Raw genomic sequence first — 20,351 nt, forward strand, 5'->3', positions numbered from 1 at the left:
GCGGGGGAGCGCGTGCCAGGCCCCGCGACGCAGGCTTTAGGCTCGGCGGCATGTCCTTGCAGAGCCTCGCGTTGATCGAGAACTGGCCGGTTCCCACCGCTGCGGCGGGGGTGGTGCGGGCCGACGGGACGGTCCTCGGCACCCACGGCCCGGTGGGCCGTCGTTTCCCGCTGGCCTCGGTCACCAAGCCGCTCGCCGCGTACGCCGCCCTGGTCGCGTACGAGGAGGGGGCGATCGAGTTCGACGAGCCGGCCGGGCCGAGCGGGTCGACGGTGCGTCATCTCCTCGCGCACACCTCGGGGCTGGCCTTCGACGAGCACCGCGTGACGGCCCCGCCCGGGGAGCGCCGCCTGTACTCGAACGCGGGCTTCGAGCAGCTCGGGGACCATCTCGCTAAGGCGACGGAGATTCCCTTCGCCGAGTATCTGCGGCAGGCGGTGCTCGAGCCGCTGGGGATGACGTCGACGGCCCTCGAGGGCTCCCCCGCCAAGGACGGCGTCTCCACGGTCGAGGACCTGCTGCGGTTCGCGGCGGAGGTGCAGGCACCGAGGCTCCTTGACCCGCGCACGGTCGCGGAGGCGATGACCGTCCAGTACCCGGGCACCAAGGGTGTGCTCCCCGGCTACGGCCACCAGAACCCCAACGACTGGGGCCTCGGCTTCGAGATCCGGGACTCCAAGTCCCCCCACTGGACGGGCTCTTCGTCCTCGCCGCGCACCTTCGGGCACTTCGGCCAGTCCGGCACGTTCGTGTGGATCGACCCGGACGCCGGGGCGGCCTGCGTGGCCCTGACGGACCGCGCCTTCGGACCGTGGGCGGTCGAGGCGTGGCCGGTCTTCACCGACGCGGTGCTCGCGGAGCTCTAGAACATCTCCCACACCAGCAGCTCGGTCCGGGTCACCGCCACCGCGTCCAGGTCCTTGGCGTCGGCGATCCGGGCCGCGTCGCCGGGACCCAACTCCCGCTTGTCCAGCAGTACTTCGCCGCGTACGACGTGGACGTAGACGTACCGCCCGTCGGGCAGCGCGGTCCGCTCCCCCGCGGCCAGTCGCCGCACATGGAGCATCGCGCCGGCCTCCGGGATCGCGTACGGCGTCGAGTCGGCGATCCCGCGGACGATCTCGTACGACGGTTCGCCGCCGGGCTCCAGGGGTGCCAGCCAGGTCTGCACGAAGGTCAGCGGGGCCTCGGCGTCGTTGCGCTCGACGTGCCGGACGCCCGCGGCGGCGCTCAGCCGCTGGACGTCCCCGGCACGGACCACCGTCTCGTGCCCGGTGGAGTCGCGGTGAGTCAGTTCGCCCTCGACCACCCACGTCACGATCTCGGTGTGGCTGTGCGGATGCTCGTCGAAACCGGCCCCGGGCACGAGCCGCTCCTCGTTGCAGGCGATCAGCGCGCCGAAGCGGAGGTTGTCGGGGTCGTAGTGCGGCCCGAACGAGAAGGCGTGCCACGACTCGATCCCGGCTCCGGGGTCCCCGCCTGGATAGCGCTCCGTCGCGCGCCGTACGTCCGTCACGGCACCACGGTAGCCCCGGGGCGGGGCGCCCGCGGTGCGGTAGTCGGTACCCGGCGGCGCGCGCCGGCGTTCCGATAAGGCAGTCTTGTCCACGTGCCCGAACCCGTATCCCGCAAGTCCGATCCCGCAGCGCCCGGCGCCCATGCTCACGCCGCGACCCTGAAGCGGCTGGAGAAGTCGTCCGGGTCTCTCGCGCAGCAGGCCATCACGCGCATGGACGAGACGCTGTCGTGGTACCGGGCCATGCCCCCGGAGAACCGTTCCTGGATCGGGCTGGTCGCCCAGGCCGGCATCGCGGCCTTCACGGAGTGGTTCCGGCATCCGGACGCCCCGCAGGCCATCTCCACCGACGTGTTCGGAACCGCTCCCCGTGAGCTGACCCGGGCCATCACGCTCCGCCAGACCGTGGAGATGGTCAGGACGACCATCGAGGTCATGGAGAGCGCGATCGACGAGGTCGCCGCCCCCGGCGACGAGTCGGTACTGCGGGAGGCCCTGCTCGTCTACGCCCGGGAGATCGCGTTCGCCACGGCACAGGTCTACGCCCAGGCCGCCGAGGCACGCGGCGCCTGGGACGCCCGCCTGGAGTCGCTGGTCGTCAACGCCGTGCTGAGCGGGGAGGCCGACGAGGGGGCCGTCAGCAGGGCCGCCGCCCTCGGATGGAACGCTCCCGAACATGTCTGCGTGCTCCTCGGCACGGCCCCGGACGGTGACTCCGAGCTCACCGTCGAGGCCATCCGCCGGGCCGCCCGGCACGCCAAGCTCCAGGTCCTCACCGGCGTGCTCGGGACCCGCCTCGTCGTCATCGCCGGCGGCAGCGACAACCCGCTCGCCGTGGCCAAGTCGCTGATCGGGCCCTATGCGGCCGGGCCGGTGGTGGCCGGTCCCGTCGTGCCGGACCTGCTGGCCGCGACCCGGTCCGCGCAGGCCGCCGCCGCGGGGCTCAAGGCGTGTTCGGCCTGGCAGGACGCCCCGCGCCCGGTGTTGTCGGACGACCTGCTTCCGGAACGCGCGATGGCCGGGGATCCGAGCGCGCGCGAGCAGTTGGTGGAGGAGATCTACAGACCGCTGGAGGAAGCCGGCTCCGCGCTCCTGGAGACCCTCTCCGTCTATCTCGAACAGGCGTCCAGTCTGGAGGGTGCGGCCCGGATGCTCTTCGTGCATCCCAACACCGTGCGCTACCGGCTTCGACGTGTGACTGACGTCACCGGCTGGTCGCCCTCCGATGTACGTTCCGCGTTCACCCTGCGCATCGCGCTCATCCTGGGACGTCTGGCCGACGGAGATCTCACGGCCTAGGCTTTTGTCGGGGGTCCACAAAACCCCCTCTTGTTCTTCGTCCCTGTCCCCACGGGCGGCCAGGGCCGCCCTCAAGAGAGAGTGTGAGAGTGCTCGTACTCGTCGCTCCCGGCCAGGGCGCCCAGACGCCCGGCTTCCTGACCCCCTGGCTCGAACTCCCCGGTGCCGCGGACCGCGTCGCCGCGTGGTCCGACGCCATCGGGCTGGACCTCGTCCACTACGGCACACAGGCCGACGCGGACGCCATCCGCGACACCTCTGTCGCCCAGCCGCTGCTGGTCGCGGCCGGGATCCTGTCCGCCTCGGCACTCGGTGCCGTCACTCCGGGTGCGGTCGCCGGCCACTCCGTCGGTGAGATCACCGCCGCCGCCTTCGCGGGCGTCCTGGACGACGCCACCGCCCTCACCCTCGTACGCAAGCGGGGTCTGGCCATGGCCGACGCCGCCGCGATCACCGAGACCGGCATGTCGGCGCTGCTCGGCGGCGACCCGGAGGTCTCCGTCGCGCACCTGGAGAAGCTCGGCCTGACCCCGGCGAACGTCAACGGCGCCGGGCAGATCGTCGCCGCGGGCACGCTGGAGCAGCTCGCCGTGCTGAACGAGGACAAGCCCGAGGGCGTCCGCAAGGTCGTCCCGCTCAAGGTCGCCGGCGCGTTCCACACGCGCCACATGGCCCCCGCGGTCGACGTGCTGGCCAAGGCCGCCGCCGATCTGACCCCGGCCGACCCGACCGTGACGTACGTCTCGAACAAGGACGGCAGGGCGGTCGCGTCCGGCGCCGAGGTGCTGGAGCGCCTGGTCGGCCAGGTCGCCAACCCGGTGCGCTGGGACCTGTGCATGGAGACCTTCAAGGAACTCGGCGCCACCGCGTTCATCGAGGTCTCCCCCGGCGGCACACTGGTCGGCCTCGCCAAGCGCGCGCTGCCCGGTGTGAAGACGCTGGCGCTCAAGACCCCCGACGACCTCGACGCTGCTCGCGAGCTCATCGCCGAGCACAGTGCCTGAACAGGAGCCGAGAGCAATGTCGAAGATCAGGCCCAGCAAGGGCGCCCCGTACGCGCGCATTCTCGGTGTCGGCGGCTACCGCCCGACCCGGGTCGTGCCGAACGAGGTGATCCTCGAGACGATCGACTCGTCCGACGAGTGGATCCGCTCGCGCTCCGGCATCCAGACCCGGCACTGGGCGAACGCCGAGGAAACCGTCGCCGCGATGTCGATCGAGGCGTCCGGCAAGGCGATCGCGGACGCCGGGATCTCCGCCGAGCAGATCGGCGGCGTGATCGTCTCGACCGTCTCGCACTTCAAGCAGACCCCGGCCGTCGCCACCGAGATCGCCGACAAGCTCGGCACGAACAAGGCGGCCGCGTTCGACATCTCGGCGGGCTGCGCGGGCTTCGGCTACGGCCTGACCCTCGCCAAGGGCATGATCGTCGAGGGTTCGGCGGAGTACGTACTCGTCATCGGCGTGGAGCGGCTGTCGGACCTGACCGACCTGGAGGACCGTGCGACGGCCTTCCTGTTCGGTGACGGCGCCGGCGCGGTCGTGGTCGGTCCCTCGCAGGAGCCCGCGATCGGTCCCACGGTGTGGGGCTCCGAGGGCGACAAGTCCGAGACGATCAAGCAGACCGTGCCGTGGGACGAGTACGACTCCACGGGCAAGTTCCCTGCGATCACGCAGGAGGGCCAGGCGGTGTTCCGCTGGGCCGTGTTCGAGATGGCGAAGGTCGCCCAGCAGGCGCTGGACGCGGCCGGGATCAGCTCGGACGAGCTGGATGTCTTCATTCCCCACCAGGCCAACGAGCGGATCATCGACTCGATGGTGAAGACGCTCAAACTGCCGGAGCACGTCACGGTCGCGCGTGATGTGCGCACCACCGGCAACACCTCGGCCGCCTCGATTCCGCTCGCGATGGAGCGGCTTCTGGCGACCGGTGAGGCGAAGAGCGGCGACACCGCGCTCGTCATCGGATTCGGGGCGGGTCTCGTCTACGCCGCCACTGTCGTTACCCTCCCCTAGGCACTCCGTGCCGGATCACCTGATCCGGTGCGGGAAGCACTGCCAACCCTCTGGACAAGAAAAAGAAGGAGCGCCGAAATGGCCGCCACTCAGGAAGAGATCGTCGCCGGTCTCGCCGACATCGTGAACGAGATCGCCGGCATCCCGGTTGAGGACGTCCAGCTGGACAAGTCCTTCACCGACGACCTGGACGTCGACTCGCTGTCCATGGTCGAGGTCGTCGTCGCCGCCGAAGAGCGCTTCGACGTCAAGATCCCCGACGACGACGTCAAGAACCTCAAGACGGTCGGCGACGCCACCGACTACATCCTCAAGAACCAGGCCTGAGCCCTGCTTGGGCCGGACGCTGACCGGCCCCGCCACCCGGCGGTGGCGCCGCTTAATCCTCGTACCGTTGGAGAAAGATTTCCCGTGAGCCCGACCAATCGCACCGTGGTCGTCACCGGTATCGGCGCAACCACACCGCTGGGTGGCGACGCAGCCTCTACCTGGGAGGGTCTGGTCGCCGGCAAGTCCGGCGTCAAGCCCCTCGAGCAGGAGTGGGCCGCCGAGCAGGCGGTCCGTATCGCCGCGCAGATCGCGGTGGAACCCACCGAGGTCATCCCCCGGCCGCAGGCCCGCCGACTGGACCGCTCGGCGCAGTTCGCGCTGATCGCGGCGAAGGAGGCCTGGGCCGACGCCGGTTTCGAGGGCAGGGCCGGTGAGGACGGTTCGGTCGGCGGGATCGACCCCGACCGGCTCGGTACCGTCATCGCCTCCGGCATCGGCGGCGTGACCACCCTCCTCGACCAGTACGACGTGCTCAAGGAGAAGGGCGTCCGCCGCGTCTCCCCGCACACCGTGCCGATGCTGATGCCCAACGGCCCGTCCGCCAACGTGGGTCTGCTCGTGGGCGCCCGCGCGGGTGTGCACACCCCGGTCTCCGCCTGCGCCTCGGGCGCCGAGGCCATCGGCTACGCCATCGAGATGATCCGTACCGGCCGCGCCGACATCGTCGTCGCGGGGGGCACGGAAGCGGCGATCCACCCGCTGCCCATCGCCGCGTTCGGCAACATGATGGCAATGTCCAAGAACAACGAGAACCCCGAGGGCGCCTCACGTCCCTACGACATCGGCCGTGACGGCTTCGTCCTCGGCGAGGGCGCCGGTGTCGTCGTCCTGGAGTCCGCTGAGCACGCCGCCAAGCGCGGTGCGCGGGTGTACGCCGAGGCGGTCGGACAGGGCATCTCCGCCGACGGCCACGACATCGTGCAGCCGGAGCCCGAGGGCCGCGGTATCTCGCAGGCCCTGCAGAACCTGCTGGCCAACACGGACCTGAACCCGGCGGAGATCGTGCACGTCAACGCGCACGCGACGTCGACGCCGGCCGGTGACATCGCCGAACTCAAGGCGCTGCGGAAGGTGTTCGGCGACGACGCCGACCACATGGCCGTCTCGGCCACCAAGTCGATGACGGGTCATCTGCTGGGTGGCGCGGGCGGTGTGGAGACGGTCGCGACGGTTCTCGCGCTGTACAACCGGATCGCTCCGCCGACCATCAACGTCGAGAACCTCGACCCGGAGGCGGAGGCCAACGCCGACGTCGTCCGCGGCGAGGCTCGCAAGCTGCCCGTGGAGGGCCGTATCGCCGCCCTGAACGACTCGTTCGGGTTCGGTGGGCACAACGTGGTGTTGGCGTTCCGTACGGTGTGACAGGCGTCGCTCAGCTGAATGTGGCCCGGACTCCGTGGTGGAGTTCGGGCCACATTTCGTCTACCGGTCGGTGGGGGCTGGTCGCGCAGTTCCCCGCGCCCCTAGGGGGGCTGCCCTTCAGGGTGTTTTTCAGACCACTTGGTGCAGCCAGCGGACCGGGGCTCCCTCGCCTGCGTACCTGAACGGTTCCAACTCGTCGTCCCAGGGCTTGCCCAGGAGCCTGGCCAGTTCTGCTTCCAGGTTCGTCTCGCCCTGCTGGGAGCGTGTGAGCGCCGCGCGCAGGCGGTCCTCCGGGATCAGGATGTCGCCGTGGATGCCGGTGACGGCGTGGAAGATGCCGAGGTCGGGAGTGCAGCTGTAGCGCTCGCCCTCGGCGGTGGGGCAGGGCTCGGCCGTCACCTCGAAGCGCAGCAGGTGCCAGCCTCTCAGGGCCGACGCGAGCTTCGACGCGGTACCCGCCTCGCCCTTCCAGGAGAACTCCGAGCGCCAGGTGCCGGGCGCGGCCGGCTGCCGGATCCAGTCGAGGTTGACGCGCGTGCCGAGCACCCCGGCGACGGCCCACTCGACGTGCGGGCACAGCGCGCGCGGCGCGGAGTGCACGTACAGAACTCCACGTGTCGTCACCGGGACCTCCGGGCAGAGCGGGACAATTCTTGCTGGCTGGCATGGCGGCGATGGCAGGCAGCCACGTTGATGGCGAGGCTACCGTGCGGCGGCGCAAGGAGTGTGACGTACCGTCGGTCCCGGTGCCCCGAAACGCCCGCCATTCACCCGGCAGGACGCCGACAAGGGTCTCGATCGTTCCCTCGCGGCCACGGGAACTCCCGTGCGTTGTTATGAGAGGACCACCGTATGCACGAGATTCATGAGGGGATCACCACGGATGCGCAAGCAGGGCCACCGTTCGCGGGCCGTTGTCGCCGTCCTGACGGCGGCCCTTGTGGGCGTCGCGGGGTGTGACGCCGTCGGGGGCGACTCGGCAGGCCCCACCCAGAAGGCCAAGCCCTCGCCGAAGCCCAGCCCCGCGTGGGACGGCAGCCCGGGTTCGGTGGCCGCTGTGGGCGACTCCATCACCCGCGGCTTCGACGCGTGCGGCATCCTGACGGACTGCCCCGACGTGTCCTGGGCCACCGGGAACAGCGCGCAGGTCGACTCGCTCGCCGTACGGCTGCTGGGCAGGGCGAAGGCGGCACAGCGCAGCTGGAACTACGCGGTGTCCGGGGCGCGGATGGCCGACCTGTCCACGCAGATGGCCCAGGCGGCCGCGCGGGCGCCGGAGCTGGTGACGGTGATGGCGGGTGCCAACGACGCCTGCCGTGACTCCACGGCCGCGATGACCTCGGTGGCCGACTTCCGCGCCGACTTCGAGGACGCGCTGAGCGTGCTGCGCGGGAAGGCGCCCAAGGCTCAGGTGTACGTGGCGAGCGTGCCGAACCTCAAGCGGCTGTGGTCCCAGGGGCGCACCAACCCGATGGGCAAGCAGGTGTGGAAGCTGGGGGTGTGCCCGTCGATGCTGGCCGACGCGGACGCCGTGGACGCGGCGGCGACCGAGCGGCGCGACACCGTGCAGGACCGGGTGGAGGACTACAACGCCGTACTGAAGGAGGTGTGCGCGAAGGACGCGCACTGCCGGTACGACGGGGGCGCGGTGTACGACTACCGGTTCGGCACCGACCAGCTCAGCCACTTCGACTGGTTCCATCCGAGCGTGGACGGACAGGCGAGGCTGGCGGAGATCGCGTTCCGCAAGGTCAGGTCCGTGACCTAAAGTTCCGCACATGAACGAACTCTTCGCCACACTTCCCGACGGCACCCCGGTCCACCGCTGGACCCTGGAGCGCGCGGGTGTCCGGGTGCGGATCCTGTCGTACGGCGGGATCGTGCAGTCCGTCGAGGTGCCGGACCGTGACGGGCGTACGGCGGACGTGGTGCTGGGGTTCGCCGGTCTGGACGAGTACCTGGAGAACTCGGGGCCGTATCTCGGGGCGTTCGTCGGCCGGTACGCGAACCGGATCGCGGGCGGCCGTTTCGAGCTGGACGGGCTGACGTACGCGCTCGCGCCGAACAACGCGCCCAACTCCCTGCACGGTGGCGAGAACGGCTTCGACAAGCGGGTGTGGGACATGGCGCCCGCCGGGGAGCACGGGGTGCGGCTGAGCCGGGTCAGCGCGCACGGTGAGGAGGGGTTCCCGGGGCGCCTGGAGGTCTCCGGGACCTACAGCCTGGACGGGTCGGGTGCGCTGCGGATCGCGTACGAGGCGGTCACCGACGCACCGACCATCGTGAACCTGACCAACCACAGCTACTTCAACCTGGCCGGTTCCGGGAACGCGGGCGGGCATGAACTGCGCATCGCCGCCTCCTGGTTCACCCCCGTCGACGCGGACCTGATCCCGACGGGCGTGGCGGAGGTCGCGGACACCCGGTTCGACTTCCGCGAGGCGCGCAAGGTCGGCGCGGGCTACGACCACAACTTCGTGCTGGACAAGGGGATCACCGAGGACGCCGTCGAGGTCGCCGAGTTGTACGATCCGGCGTCGGGCCGGGTGCTGACGGTGGCGACCACCGAGCCGGGGCTGCAGCTGTACACGGCGGACCATCTGCCCGAGCCGTTCGCGCCCGGCGACGGCATCGCGCTGGAGACCCAGCACTTCCCCGACTCCCCGAACCGGCCGGAGTTCCCGAGCACGGTGCTGCGGCCGGGCGAGACCTACCGCTCGGAGACCGTCTACGGGTTCACGAGCCGGTAGACACGCACGAGCCCCGGCCCAGGGGTCAGGTCCCGGGCCGGGGCTGCTTGTGTGAGGGCTGTGCCCTCTGGGATCAGACGTTAATCGTCGCGGTGACCCGGCGGTCCTCGATCGAGCTACCCACCTGGATTTCGTACGAACCCTTCACATGCGTCCACGACGAGGTCTTGTCGTCCCAGATCTCGAAGGCCCGGCGCGGCAGCTCCACCGTGACCTCGACGCTCTCGCCCGGACCGGCCTCGGCCCCCGCGAATCCGGCGAGCCGGCGGGCGGGGCGCTCGGCGTCGGGCTCGGCGGGCGCCAGGTAGACCTGGACGACCTCGCGGCCCGGGCGGGTGCCGGAGTTGCGCAGCCGGACCCGGACGGTGGCGCCCTGGACCTCGACGGACTCGTAGGTCCAGTCGGTGTAGCCGAGGCCGTGGCCGAAGGGGTAGGCCGGGGTGCGGCCCTCCTTCTGCCAGGCCGCGTACCCGATGAAGACGCCCTCGTCGTAAGGGAGTTCGCCGTCGGCGGGGACGACCCGGGTGACCGGGGCGTCGGCCAGGGTGCCCCAGGTGGTGGGCAGTCGGCCGCCGGGCTCGTGGGCGCCGGTCAGCACGTCGGCGAGGGCTGTGCCGGCCTCCTGGCCGGGGAACCAGCCGAGCAGGACGGCGGCGACGTCCTCGCGCCAGGGCAGTTCCACTGGGGAACCGGAGTTGACGACCACGACGGTGTTCGGGTTGGCGGCGGCGACCGCGCGGACCAGGTCGTCCTGGCGGCCCGGGAGGGTCAGGTCCCCGCGGTCGAAGCCCTCGGACTCGACGCGGTCGGTGGTGGCGACCACGACGACGGCCGTGTCGGCGTTCCGTGCCGCCTCGACGGCCTCGGCGATCAGCTCGTCGGGGTCGCGCTGCGGGTCCTGGTGGGCGAGGGAGAACCCGACGACCTTCATCGGGGCGTCCTCGGGCAGGACGACGGTGTACGTCAGGGAGACGTCGACCGGTTCGCCCGCGGTCAGTTCGACCCGGGCGCGGGGCTCGGGGGCGCCGAAGAAGGAGATGAAGGGGTCGTCCTCGTCGGTGCGCTGGACGTCGTCGTAGTACGTGGTGCCGTCGACGACCAGCCTGAAGGCGCCGAGTCCCTTGATGCCGAAGGTGTGCGTGCCGGTCTCGCGCGGGGTGAGGGTGCCGGTGAGTTCCACGGTGTGCAGACGGTCGTGGGTGACGCCCTCGGGGAGGTCGGAACCCATCCACTGGATCTGGCCGCCCGGGGCGGAGCGGGTGCCGATCACGGTCCCGTCGGCGTCACGGCAGATCGCTTCGAGGGTGAACCCCTTGTCGGCGACGGCGAGTTCGGTGGCGGGGTCGGCGCCGACGGCGTAGCTGAGGGTGCCCTCGGGGAGGGCCGCGGTGAGGCCGTCGAGCGGGGAGACGATCCGGTCCGGGAAGACGGTGGCGGAGCCGCCGCCGAGCACCCGGGCGTCGCGGGCGGCCGCGCCGATGAGGGCGACGGTGCCGGCCTTCAGCGGAAGCGCGCCCTGGTTGCGGACCAGCACGAAGGCGCGGCGGGCGATCTCGCGGGCCAGCCCGATGCCGTCGACGGTCTCCGGGAACTCGGTGACGACGGGTTCGGCGCCGTCCAGGATGCCGACGCGGGCGGCGAGCCGCAGCACGTTGCGTACGGCGGTGTCGACCGTGGCCTCCTCGACCTCGCCGTCCCGGACGGCCTGCGCGAGGGCCTCGCCGTAGACGGTCCTCGGGCCGGGCATGGCGACGTCGAGGCCGCCCTCGATGGCGGCCTTGGTGGAGCGGGCGGCCATCCAGTCGGAGACGTTGTAGCCGTCGAAGCCCCATTCGCCGCGCAGGACCTCGTTCACGAGGTGGTGGTGCTCGGTCATCGTCGTGCCGTTGACCGTGTTGTACGCGGTCATGATGCCCCACGGGTGGGCGTTCTCGACGATGTGCTCGAAGGGAGCCAAGTACAGCTCGCGCAGGGCGCGTTCGGAGACCAGGTTGTTCACCGTGAAGCGGTCGGTCTCGGCGTCGTTGGCGACGAAGTGCTTGACGGTGGTGCCGACACCGCCCTCCTGCACGCCGGTCACGTACCCGGCGCCGATCCGTCCCGTCAGGTACGGGTCCTCGCTGTAGGCCTCGAAGTGGCGGCCGCCGAGCGGGGAGCGGTGGAGGTTGACGGTGGGGGCGAGCAACACGTGCACGCCCTTGCGGCGGGCCTCCTGGGCGAGCAGCACGCCTGCCCTGCGGGCGAGTTCCGGGTCCCAGGCGGCGGCCAGCGCGGTCGGGGAGGGCAGGGCGATCGACGGGTCGTCGGCGCTCCAGCGCACACCCCGGACGCCGATCGGGCCGTCGGACATCACAAGGGAGGCCAGGCCGATCTCGGGGAGCGCGGGCAGGGTCCACATGTCCTGGCCGGCCAGCAGCCGGGCCTTGGCGTCCAGGTCGAGCCGGGCCAGGGCCGCCTCGACGGCCGCCTCGCGGGCCTGGTCGGCGGGGGTCTCCCCCGCGGGTCCTTCGGCTGCCTCGGGTGCCTGGGGTGCCTGGGGTGCCTGGGGTGCCGCCATGGCGGGTGCCTCCTCGTTGAAGTCCGTCCGGTCCCCTCATCGTGCATCGATTACCTGGTGAGCGGTAGGTTTCGTGATGCTGCCGTTATATTCAGCTGATGGTCATGCCGTACGGTGACGCCATGAACGCCAGGACCAGAAGCGAGGAGCGCCGGGCGGAGATCGTCCGGGCGGCCCTGGAGGTCATCGCCGAGCGCGGCTACCGGGGCGCGAGCCTGGCCGCGGTGGCCGAGCGGGTCGGGCTGACCCAGCAGGGGCTGCTGCACCACTTCCCGACGAAGGACGCGCTGCTCGTCGCGGTGCTGGAGGAGCGGGACAAGTGGGACGCCGTCCCGAACGGCAATTGGCGGGTCGATCTGCTCGCCTCGCTCGTCGAGTACAACGCCATGCGGCCCGGCATCATCCAGACCTTCTCGGCGCTCCTCGGCGAGAGCGTGACGGAGGGGCATCCGACGCGGGAGTACTTCGCCGGCCGCTACACCCGGGTGCGCGCGTCGATGGTGACGGCGCTGCGTACCGAGTACGGCGACCGGCTCCCGAGCGGCCTCACTCCGGAGCGCACCGCACCCCTGCTCGTGGCCGTGATGGACGGCCTCCAGTACCAGTGGCTGCTGGACCCGGAGTCGGTGGACATGCCGGGGGCGTTCCGGGACTTCCTCGCACTGCTCGGCGAGCCGGTGGACTGACCGGGTCCCCTGGGGCTGTCACTGCCCCCAGGCCGCCGCCAGCGACTTGCTCACCACGACGAGGCCGGCCAGCGTGATCGCCCCGCCGGTGTCCCCGGCGGCCAGCAGCGCGAGCACCCCGGCTCCGAACCACAGCGCCTCGAAGCCGAACCGGGCGGGGCCGTGCATCCTGTGCGGCGCCTTCTGGGCCCCGAACAGTGCCCACAGGGCGATGAGCAGCCCGGGGGCGGCGAGGCCGAGCAGCCAGGCCAGGGGTGTCGCCACATCACGGGTGAAGCCCCACCAGGCGGCTCCCGCCAGGACGCCCAGCTCGATAAGGAAGAGAACACCCAGGTTGACTGCCTTCACATGCGGCAGTATCACCCGGCGGCCGGTGCCACCGCCACGATGTCGAACGTCGTACCGCTCCCGGCGGCTTCCCCGTCCGTCGCTCCCCATGGCGTAGACCACTTCCGTCACGCGATACTGCCGTCGTCTGTACCACTCGCGCCCCACAGCGACGGAAGGACCTGAACTCCCTTGAGATCCCTACGTGTTCGGATCGGCATTCTGGGACTGACAGTTCTGGCAGGCCTGGCGGTCCCCGTGAGCCCGGCGGTGGCCGAGGCCGCGCCCTCGCCCACGGTGGAGGAACAGCGGCTCGACGGGGCGGTGCCGCGGGAGATCCTGGAGCGGTCCGGGTTCGACGCCGTGCCGCTCCGCTTCACGCGGGCGCTCGGGGCGACGCGTTCCTACGCCGAGGCGCGGAAGGTGGTCGCAGGGCAGGGGTCGGCGTTGTGGCGGCGGGCCGTCGACCGGGCGCAGGGGCGGGGGCCGGCCGGCGGGAACCTGAGCCGGGACGACGACCGGCCCTTGTACTGGGCCCGGTTGGGGATGACCCGTGAAGTGCGGTCCTGGGAACCGGCGTTCGGGCTGTCGGACGGGCAACGAGCGGCGCTGCTGGACGAGTTGGAGCGGACCTCGCGAGGGCAGACCGCAGTGCGGTATCCGGCGGGTGACCGGCTGAAGCGGGTGCTCGTCACCGGGTTCGACCCGTTCACGCTGGACCGGGACATACGGATCTCCAATCCGTCCGGGGCGACCGCACTGGCCCTGGACGGAACGGTGATCCGGACGGCCGACGGGCCCGCGCGGGTGGAGACCGTCGTCTTCCCGGTGCGGTGGCAGGACTTCACGGACAGGACCGTGGAGCGGGCGCTGCGGCCGTATCTGAAGAAGGTGGATCTCTTCACCACCGTGAGCCAGGGACGGGTGGGGCGGTTCGACGTCGAGCGGACCAACGGGGCCTGGCGGGGCGGGTTCCCGGACAACGACAGCATCGGGGTGACGGGGACGGTCCCGGTCGCCGATCCGGCCTCGCAGCCGCAGTGGACCACGACGACGCTGCCGTACAAGGCGATCGTGGACGCGGACACCGGGCGGTTCCCGGTCTACGACCACACCGCGGTGACCGAGATCCCGGCGGGCGGGACGCAGCCCGTGGTGCGGGCGGACGGGCCCACGCCGGGGTCCTCGGCCCGGGCCGGGGGCGGCGGCGACTACCTCTCCAACGAGATCGCCTACCGGGCCACGCTGCTCCGGGACCGGCTGGGGCTGCACGACACCCTGCCGGGTGGTCATGTGCACACGCCTGTGCTGGAGTTCGGGGCCGGGAACACCTCCGAGGTCACCGACCCCGACTTCGTGCGGAACCGGCTGGACATCATCGCTCAGGTGCGGGCGATCCTGGTGGTGGCTGCGGGGGCGTAGGTACTTCGAGGGGGGTGGGTGGGGGTGCGGCCGGGATTTCTCGCCCCCGCCGCCCCTTCCCGTCCCGTCCCTGGGGGCTGCGCCCCCAGACCCCCATCGGCCCTAAGGGCCTCGTCCTCAAACGCCGGACGGGCTCAGAGGCGCTCGGGCTCCTCGTTCTCGTCCCGGGTCTCCTCCCCCAGCAGCTCCCTCGCCATCAGCGTCGCTCCCGCCACCGCGCCCGGCATCAGGAACACCGCGACGAAGGGGACCAGGAAGGTCACGGCGAGCGGGGTGCCGAAGCCCCAGATGAGGGTCTTGCGGGAGCGCAGGAGGGTGAGGCGGGCGCGGAGTTCTACGCCTCGGCGCTGGAGGGCCACGCCGGTGAGTTCCTCGGTGAGGAAGAAGCCCGTCACGAAGAAGCCGATCACCGGGACCACGGTCTGGCCGACGAAGGGCACGAAGCCCAGGGCGAAGAGCAGGACGGCCCACAGGAGGGCCCGGACGAGGATACGGAGACTGTCCCGCGCGGAGATCAGCAGCTCACGCCAGAGCGGGAGGCCGGACTCGGGGGCGGTGCCGTCCGGGGAGACGTCCCGGTCGACCTTCTCGGAGAGGCTCTCGTAGAAGGGCTGGCCGACGAGGAGGGTGACCGCCGTGAACGTCAGCACCGCGAGGAGCAGCGCCAGGGCGAACAGGACCACCGTGAGGAAGCCGCGGAACAGGCCCTGCCAGGGGCTCGACCAGTCGTCGGCGAACGGCGTCGCCCAGGACACGAAGTCCTCGCCCCAGGTGGCCAGTGCGACCAGCGCCGCCACGTACAGCACCAGGGTTATCAGACCCGGGATCAGTCCGAAGCCGTACTGCTTGCCGTGCCGGGCAACCCAGCGCTGGCCCTTCAGGAGATAGTGGAAGCCCGCCCCGAGATCACGCATGGCCAGCACCCTATCGGGTGCCGCTCACACCGGGGACACGGCCACCACCACGCCCTTCTCCGCCGCCGGGGACACCGCCGCCGACACCCTCACCGCCACCGCCCGGGCCACGCTGCCGGTGCGGGAGGCGGCTGCCATCAGCGTCGGCTGGAGGCGCTCCAGGCCGGTCACGAACAGTTCCTCTCCGGCGATCAGCACCGGCCTGGCCGCCTTCGCCGTCGCCGCCGCCGCGTCCGTGAGGTCGGCGAGGGGCGGGAGCGTCGCCCGTACGACCCCGGCGCCGGCGGCGGCCGCCCGTTCGGCCAGGGCCACCTGGAGGGGCATCAGCGGGGCCGACGCGGCCGTCAACGCGTCCGCGATTCGGCGGAGTTCGGGTGTCGAGTCACGCAGGACGCCGGTGGCCGCGCGGATCAGCGGGGTCAGGGCCAGCAGAGCCCCGGCGGCCACGCCCGCCGCCACGGGGAGCAGCGGGGAGGCCGCCTCCACCAGGTCGCCGAGTGCCGTCGCGAACTCCTCGACCGCGGGTTCCACCGCGTCCAGTACGGGCAGCAGACTGTCGCCGAGCGCCGCGAGCAGTGCCTGCGCCGGTTCGCTCACCGGGTGCACGGCCAGCGGGGCGCCCGCGGTGCCGAGCCGGGTGAGGGTGTCGACGATCCGGTAGAACGCCTCCTGCGCCTGCGGGGACGCGCTCGCCTCGGCCAGTTCCGCCGTCGTCTCGCGCAGGACGCGCAGTGCCTCGGCGCCCGAACCGTCCCTGGGGTCGAGGGTGTTGATCGCGATCCGGGTGATGTTCTGGGCCGTGTCCAGGAGCTGGCCGGTGATGTCGGTGGTGTTCCGTGCCATGCGCAGCACGTCGTCCCTGCTGGGGAGCGAAGGGATCGTTGCCATGGGTCACTCCTGTGGGACTCGCGTGCCACTCGCTTCCGCCGTCCTCAGCATGCCCCGTCCGAAGGGCCCGGTATGCGCCATCCGGGGCATCCGCGCCACCGACTCCCTCTTGTTGCGGTTGAGTCGAACAGGTACGTCTCGCCGTACCGATCCAAGGAAGCTCCGGAGGAGGTACGCCCTGCCGGACGGGCGTTGTTCACCATGGCGGACACGAGCAGCGGCTGAGGTTGAGGAGAGCGGATGACACAGGAGATCCACGGCACCGTCGCGGACGGCTTCGAGGTGGTGCGCGAGGAGTTCGCCGCGTTCGTGGCGGGTGAACTGCCGGACTACGAGGGGCAGTTGTGTGCCCATGTGCACGGTCGGCGGGTCGTAGACCTGTGGGCCGGCGAGGGGGCCGGACCGGACTCCCTCTACGGCGTGTTCTCGTCGACCAAGGGTGCCGCCCATCTGGTGGTCGCGCTCCTCGTCCAGGAGGGCACACTGGAGCCGGACCGCAAAGTGACGTACTACTGGCCGGAGTTCGGGGCCGAGGGCAAGGGTCAGCTGACCCTGCGCGAACTGCTGTCGCACCGGGCCGGGGTGGTCGGCCTGGACGGCGGGTTCACCGCGCAGGAGCTGACCGACGACCGGGCGCTGGCGGAACGGCTCGCGGACCAGAAGCCGTTCTGGCGTCCGGGCACGGCCTTCGGCTACCACGCTCTCGTGATGGGCGCGCTCAGCGGTGAGATCGTGCGGCGGGCGACGGGCCGGACACTCCAGGAGGTGTACGAGGAGCGGATCCGGGCGCCGTACGGCCTGGACTTCCATCTGGGCCTGCCCGCGTCCCTGGAACCGCGTTACCGCTCCGTGCAGCCGATGGCGCCGACGGCCGAGCAGCAGGCACTGCTGGACGCTCCGACGCCGGGACCGCACACCCTGACCGCGATCGCCTACAACCAGCAGGTGCCGGACCCGGGGGATCTGGCGGCCTACGCCAACTCCCGTGCCGTACGGGCGAAGGGCCCGGCGTCGGCGGGCGGGGTGGCGGCCGCGCGCGGCCTGGCGGGACTGTACGCGGCGGCGATCAGCGAGATGGCCGACCGTCCACCGCTCCTGAAGCCGGACACGATCGCCGAGGTCGGCCAGATCCACTCGATCGGCTACGACCTCGTCGCCCGGGCCCACCGGTCCTACGGCCTGGGCTTCCAGGCCACGGCCGACATGCAGTACCCGTTCCTCGGCGTCGGGGCCTTCGGCCACAGCGGTGCGAGCGGCTCCCAGGCCTTCGCCGATCCCCGCAGCGGCCTGGCCTACGGCTACACCCGCCGCCGGATGGCGTTCCCGGGAGGCGCGGCACCGGAGAACGAGCGACTGGTGCGGGCCGTGCACCGGGCGGCGCTCACCGTGTGACGGGAGCGGAGGCCGCACCCCCCGTCCGGGGATACGGCCTCCGCCTGGTGAGCGTGATCCCGTGACTACAGCTTGACGATCATCTTTCCGGTGTTGTCGCCGCGCAGGACCCCGAGGAACGCCTCCAGGTTGTTCTCGATGCCCTCGACGACCGTCTCGCGGTACTTGAGCTGCCCGGACGCCACCCACGGACCGACCTCGGAGACGAACTCCGGCTGGAGGTCGTACTGGTCGCCGACCAGGAAGCCCTGAATGCGGCCGCGGGTCTGGATCAGACGGGCGAGGTTGCGCGGGCCGGGGGCGGGCTCGGTGTTGTTGTAGGAGGAGATCATGCCGCAGACCGCGATCCGGCCGCCCAGGTTGAGGGAGCCGATGGCGGCCTCCAGGTGGTCACCGCCCACGTTGTCGAAGTAGACGTCGATGCCGTCCGGGGCGGCCTCGCGCAGCTGGTCGGCGACCTTGCCGTTCTTGTAGTTGAAGGCCGCGTCGAAGCCGTACTCCTCGACGAGCAGCTTGACCTTGTCGTCGGAGCCGGCCGAGCCGATCACCCGGGAGGCGCCCTTGAGCTTGGCGATCTGGCCGACCTGGCTGCCGACGGCACCCGCGGCGCCGGAGACGAAGACCGAGTCGCCCTCCTTGAAGGAGGCGACGCGCAGCAGACCGGCGTAGGCGGTGAGGCCGGTCATGCCGAGGACGCCGAGGTACGTCGACAGGGGCGCGGCGTCCGCGTCCACCTTGACGGCGCTCTTCGCGTCCACCACCGCGTACTCGCGCCAGCCGAGGAAGTGCAGGACGTGGTCGCCGACGGCGATGCCCTCGGCGTTGGACTCGATGACCTCGCCGACCGCGCCGCCCTGCATGACCTTGCCGAGCTCGAAGGGCGCGGCGTACGACTTCGCGTCGCTCATGCGGCCCCGCATGTAGGGGTCGACCGAGAGGTACTTGTTCCGGACCAGGACCTGGCCCTCACCGGCGGTCGGAGCCTCCGCCTCGACCAGGGCGAAGCCCTCGGGCTTGGGTACGCCCACCGGGCGGGAGGTGAGGTGCCATTCGCGGTTGATCATGATGCCAGGACCCTTTCCATTTACTTCAGTACCTGAAACAACCATGCCTCTGAATATTTCATGTTGTCAAGTAACGGGGTATCCTGGAGCGCATGTCCACTCCTGACACGCCCCGACCCGACTCGCTGACCATGGAGGTCGTCGAGCTCATCGGCGATGTGGTGGCCCGCTTCCACTCGGAATACGAGGGCGCGGCCGCGGAGCACACCCTCACCGGGGCGCAGGCGCGGCTGCTGAGTCTGCTGTCCCGGGAGCCGCTGCCCATGCGCAAACTGGCCCAGAAACTGAAGTGCGAGCCGTCGAACGTCACCGGGATCGTGGACCGGCTCGAAGCGCGGGGACTGGTGGAGCGGCGACCCGACCCGGCGGACCGGCGGGTCAAGGTGGCGGCGGCGACGGACGAGGGGCGACGGGTGGCGCGGGAGCTGCGAGAGGGACTGCGCTTCGCGCGCGAGCCGCTTGCCGGGTTGTCGCGGGAGGAGCGGGAGTCCCTGCGGGACCTGCTGCGACGGATGGCGGAGGCGTAGGCCGGGGGCGGCCGGGGGTGCGTTGTGGCTGGGTGCGCCAGGAGGGGCTGTGGCGTCAGCGGCTGGGGGCGGCCGCGGGTGCGTTGTGGCTGGGCGCGCCGTTCCCCGCGCCCCTGAGTGGGTGCAGCCACCGTGTGCCATGAGGAGCTGTGGCGTCAGCGGGTGCGTCGTGGCTGGGCGCGCCGTTCCCCGCGCCTCTGAGTGGGTGCAGCCACCGTGTGCCATGAGGGGCTGTGGCGTCAGCGGGTGCGTTGTGGCTGGGCAGGTTTGGTGGGGGCGCCCGAAGGTCGTCCGGAGCTGGGCGCACTGGGACTGCAGCCACCTGGGGGCGCGGGGAACTGCGCGACCGGCCCCCACCGGGCCGCGGCCGGGATCGCCGCCGGCGGAGTGACTACGTGCACCACCACAGGAAGCGCGCGCATTCCGATTCCGAGGGGGCCGGAGTCGGGTTCGCGGTGGTCGGATCGGCGGACGGGGTCGAGGCGCCGCCCGTGGCCGTGGCCGTCGGAGTGGTGCTCGGAGCCGCGGCCGACGCCGACTGGGCCGACTTGTCCGCGTCCTTGACCTTGTCGTCCCCACTCTTCGACGCCGAGGCCGACGGGGAGGCGGAGTCCGTCGGGGTGGGCGAGCCCGAAGGAACGGTTCCGATGGAGCGGGCGTCCGCCGAGTCCGACGCGCTCGCCTCCGGGGAAGCCCCGCCCTCCGCGGACTCCCCGCCCGCCGCAGCCGGCCTGGAGGAGGAACCCGGGGCGTCCATGCCCAGCTCGGCGAGGCTCAGACCGCCGGCCGCGAGCACAAAGCCCGCGACGACCAACAGGGTCCGGCGGCGGCGCCGACGGTGAGCCGCCGCCTTGCGGTCGCGCCGGCTCGCCCCGCCCTCGGCAGCGTCGGGGTCGTCGTCGCCGTGATCGCCCTCGGGCTCTCCGGAGCCGTCACGGCTCTCGGTGTCCGCCCGGCCTCGCGCACGTCGCCGCGACGCCCGTCCGCCGGTCGGCTCCGCCACCTCGGCCGTGCCGTCACTCGCGTCGGAGCGGGCGTCCGCGTCGGCTTCTCCGCCGTACTGCCCCTCGGCGCCGTACTCGGCGTACGCCTCCTGCGGCAGGGAGTAGGGCTGGGTCGGATACGCGCGTAGCGCTTCGAGTGAGGTGCCGCACCCCGGGCAGGCGAGGGCGCCGTTGAGGTGCCGTCGGCACGGGTTGCAGTAGTCCATGACGCGGGAAGATTAAGGGCCCTGTGAGCAGGATTCCCGAGAACTTTCGTGAAGGTTGTGTGCGGACCGTCGTTTCGGCGTGACGGATTGC

At 71.5% G+C, this 20,351-nt stretch carries 20 protein-coding genes; 12 read left to right on the plus strand and 8 right to left on the minus strand.

Annotated features, from left to right (window positions below; all coding sequences use genetic code 11):
- Positions 1-50 precede the first annotated feature (50 nt).
- Positions 51-866 carry a serine hydrolase domain-containing protein gene (locus ACFYRX_RS27570; protein WP_389104970.1) on the plus strand — a complete coding sequence of 272 codons (816 nt, stop codon included), beginning with the start codon at positions 51-53 and terminating at the stop codon, positions 864-866.
- On the opposite strand, the gene ACFYRX_RS27575 is transcribed toward ACFYRX_RS27570, so the two are convergent.
- Entirely contained in the window at positions 863-1,516 is a 654-nt protein-coding gene (locus ACFYRX_RS27575) for a pirin family protein (protein ID WP_389104973.1), read from the minus strand. The two genes, ACFYRX_RS27570 and ACFYRX_RS27575, sit on opposite strands and share 4 nt — an antisense overlap.
- A 93-nt stretch (positions 1,517-1,609) precedes the next feature.
- On the opposite strand from ACFYRX_RS27575, the gene ACFYRX_RS27580 reads away from it, so the two are divergent.
- The 5 genes from ACFYRX_RS27580 to ACFYRX_RS27600 all read left to right on the plus strand — a co-directional run bounded on the left by ACFYRX_RS27580 (position 1,610) and on the right by ACFYRX_RS27600 (position 6,523).
- On the plus strand, positions 1,610-2,815 hold the full coding sequence (locus ACFYRX_RS27580) for a PucR family transcriptional regulator (RefSeq protein ID WP_389104975.1): 1,206 nt from the start codon (positions 1,610-1,612) through the stop codon (positions 2,813-2,815).
- Between the two features lie 89 nt (positions 2,816-2,904).
- Entirely contained in the window at positions 2,905-3,819 is a 915-nt protein-coding gene (locus ACFYRX_RS27585) for an ACP S-malonyltransferase (RefSeq protein ID WP_389104978.1), read from the plus strand.
- Positions 3,820-3,835: 16 nt separating this feature from the next.
- Positions 3,836-4,831, plus strand: coding sequence for a ketoacyl-ACP synthase III (locus tag ACFYRX_RS27590; RefSeq protein WP_389104981.1), 996 nt, complete (start codon positions 3,836-3,838; stop codon positions 4,829-4,831).
- Positions 4,832-4,909: 78 nt separating this feature from the next.
- Positions 4,910-5,158 carry an acyl carrier protein gene (locus tag ACFYRX_RS27595; protein WP_037704453.1) on the plus strand — a complete coding sequence of 83 codons (249 nt, stop codon included), beginning with the start codon at positions 4,910-4,912 and terminating at the stop codon, positions 5,156-5,158.
- An 84-nt stretch (positions 5,159-5,242) separates the two neighbouring features.
- Positions 5,243-6,523, plus strand: a complete 1,281-nt coding sequence (locus ACFYRX_RS27600) for a beta-ketoacyl-[acyl-carrier-protein] synthase family protein (RefSeq protein WP_389104984.1) — start codon at positions 5,243-5,245, stop codon at positions 6,521-6,523.
- A gap of 129 nt (positions 6,524-6,652) precedes the next feature.
- On the opposite strand, the gene ACFYRX_RS27605 is transcribed toward ACFYRX_RS27600, so the two are convergent.
- Entirely contained in the window at positions 6,653-7,147 is a 495-nt protein-coding gene (locus ACFYRX_RS27605) for a DUF3145 domain-containing protein (RefSeq protein WP_389104987.1), read from the minus strand.
- A 259-nt stretch (positions 7,148-7,406) separates the two neighbouring features.
- Here ACFYRX_RS27605 and ACFYRX_RS27610 point away from each other — a divergent pair, with 259 nt between their 5' ends.
- The gene (locus ACFYRX_RS27610) at positions 7,407-8,291 is read left to right on the plus strand and encodes an SGNH/GDSL hydrolase family protein (protein ID WP_389104990.1); all 885 of its coding nucleotides are present in this window, start codon (positions 7,407-7,409) and stop codon (positions 8,289-8,291) included.
- Positions 8,292-8,301: 10 nt separating this feature from the next.
- The gene (locus tag ACFYRX_RS27615; RefSeq protein ID WP_389104992.1) at positions 8,302-9,273 is read left to right on the plus strand and encodes an aldose epimerase family protein; all 972 of its coding nucleotides are present in this window, start codon (positions 8,302-8,304) and stop codon (positions 9,271-9,273) included.
- 73 nt (positions 9,274-9,346) lie between these two features.
- Here ACFYRX_RS27615 and ACFYRX_RS27620 read toward each other — a convergent pair whose 3' ends face one another.
- The gene (locus tag ACFYRX_RS27620) at positions 9,347-11,830 is read right to left on the minus strand and encodes a glycoside hydrolase family 3 protein (protein ID WP_389104995.1); all 2,484 of its coding nucleotides are present in this window, start codon (positions 11,828-11,830) and stop codon (positions 9,347-9,349) included.
- Between the two features lie 104 nt (positions 11,831-11,934).
- On the opposite strand from ACFYRX_RS27620, the gene ACFYRX_RS27625 reads away from it, so the two are divergent.
- Positions 11,935-12,516, plus strand: coding sequence for a TetR/AcrR family transcriptional regulator (locus ACFYRX_RS27625; protein ID WP_389105546.1), 582 nt, complete (start codon positions 11,935-11,937; stop codon positions 12,514-12,516).
- A gap of 18 nt (positions 12,517-12,534) precedes the next feature.
- Here the strand turns inward: ACFYRX_RS27625 and ACFYRX_RS27630 are convergent, their stop codons facing one another.
- Positions 12,535-12,864: a YrdB family protein gene (locus tag ACFYRX_RS27630; protein WP_389104998.1), complete on the minus strand. Its 330-nt coding sequence runs from the start codon at positions 12,862-12,864 to the stop codon at positions 12,535-12,537.
- Between the two features lie 171 nt (positions 12,865-13,035).
- Here ACFYRX_RS27630 and ACFYRX_RS27635 point away from each other — a divergent pair, with 171 nt between their 5' ends.
- Positions 13,036-14,265 carry a pyroglutamyl peptidase gene (locus ACFYRX_RS27635; RefSeq protein ID WP_389105001.1) on the plus strand — a complete coding sequence of 410 codons (1,230 nt, stop codon included), beginning with the start codon at positions 13,036-13,038 and terminating at the stop codon, positions 14,263-14,265.
- Between the two features lie 134 nt (positions 14,266-14,399).
- On the opposite strand, the gene ACFYRX_RS27640 is transcribed toward ACFYRX_RS27635, so the two are convergent.
- Positions 14,400-15,179, minus strand: a complete 780-nt coding sequence (locus tag ACFYRX_RS27640; protein ID WP_389105004.1) for an EI24 domain-containing protein — start codon at positions 15,177-15,179, stop codon at positions 14,400-14,402.
- 24 nt (positions 15,180-15,203) lie between these two features.
- Positions 15,204-16,067, minus strand: a complete 864-nt coding sequence (locus ACFYRX_RS27645; protein ID WP_389105007.1) for a hypothetical protein — start codon at positions 16,065-16,067, stop codon at positions 15,204-15,206.
- A gap of 240 nt (positions 16,068-16,307) precedes the next feature.
- Between ACFYRX_RS27645 and ACFYRX_RS27650 the strand changes: the two genes are divergently transcribed.
- On the plus strand, positions 16,308-17,459 hold the full coding sequence (locus tag ACFYRX_RS27650; protein WP_389105009.1) for a serine hydrolase domain-containing protein: 1,152 nt from the start codon (positions 16,308-16,310) through the stop codon (positions 17,457-17,459).
- A 65-nt stretch (positions 17,460-17,524) separates the two neighbouring features.
- On the opposite strand, the gene ACFYRX_RS27655 is transcribed toward ACFYRX_RS27650, so the two are convergent.
- Positions 17,525-18,523 (minus strand): NADP-dependent oxidoreductase, encoded by a 999-nt coding sequence (locus ACFYRX_RS27655; protein WP_389105012.1) that lies wholly within the window; start codon positions 18,521-18,523, stop codon positions 17,525-17,527.
- 92 nt (positions 18,524-18,615) lie between these two features.
- Between ACFYRX_RS27655 and ACFYRX_RS27660 the strand changes: the two genes are divergently transcribed.
- A complete protein-coding gene (locus ACFYRX_RS27660) occupies positions 18,616-19,050 on the plus strand; it encodes a MarR family winged helix-turn-helix transcriptional regulator (RefSeq protein ID WP_389105015.1) in 435 nt (144 codons plus the stop codon).
- Between the two features lie 391 nt (positions 19,051-19,441).
- Here the strand turns inward: ACFYRX_RS27660 and ACFYRX_RS27665 are convergent, their stop codons facing one another.
- Positions 19,442-20,260, minus strand: coding sequence for a hypothetical protein (locus tag ACFYRX_RS27665; RefSeq protein WP_389105017.1), 819 nt, complete (start codon positions 20,258-20,260; stop codon positions 19,442-19,444).
- Between the last annotated feature and the right edge of the window lie 91 nt (positions 20,261-20,351).

The organism is Streptomyces sp. NPDC005374 (genome assembly GCF_042872225.1).
GTDB lineage: Bacteria > Actinomycetota > Actinomycetes > Streptomycetales > Streptomycetaceae > Streptomyces.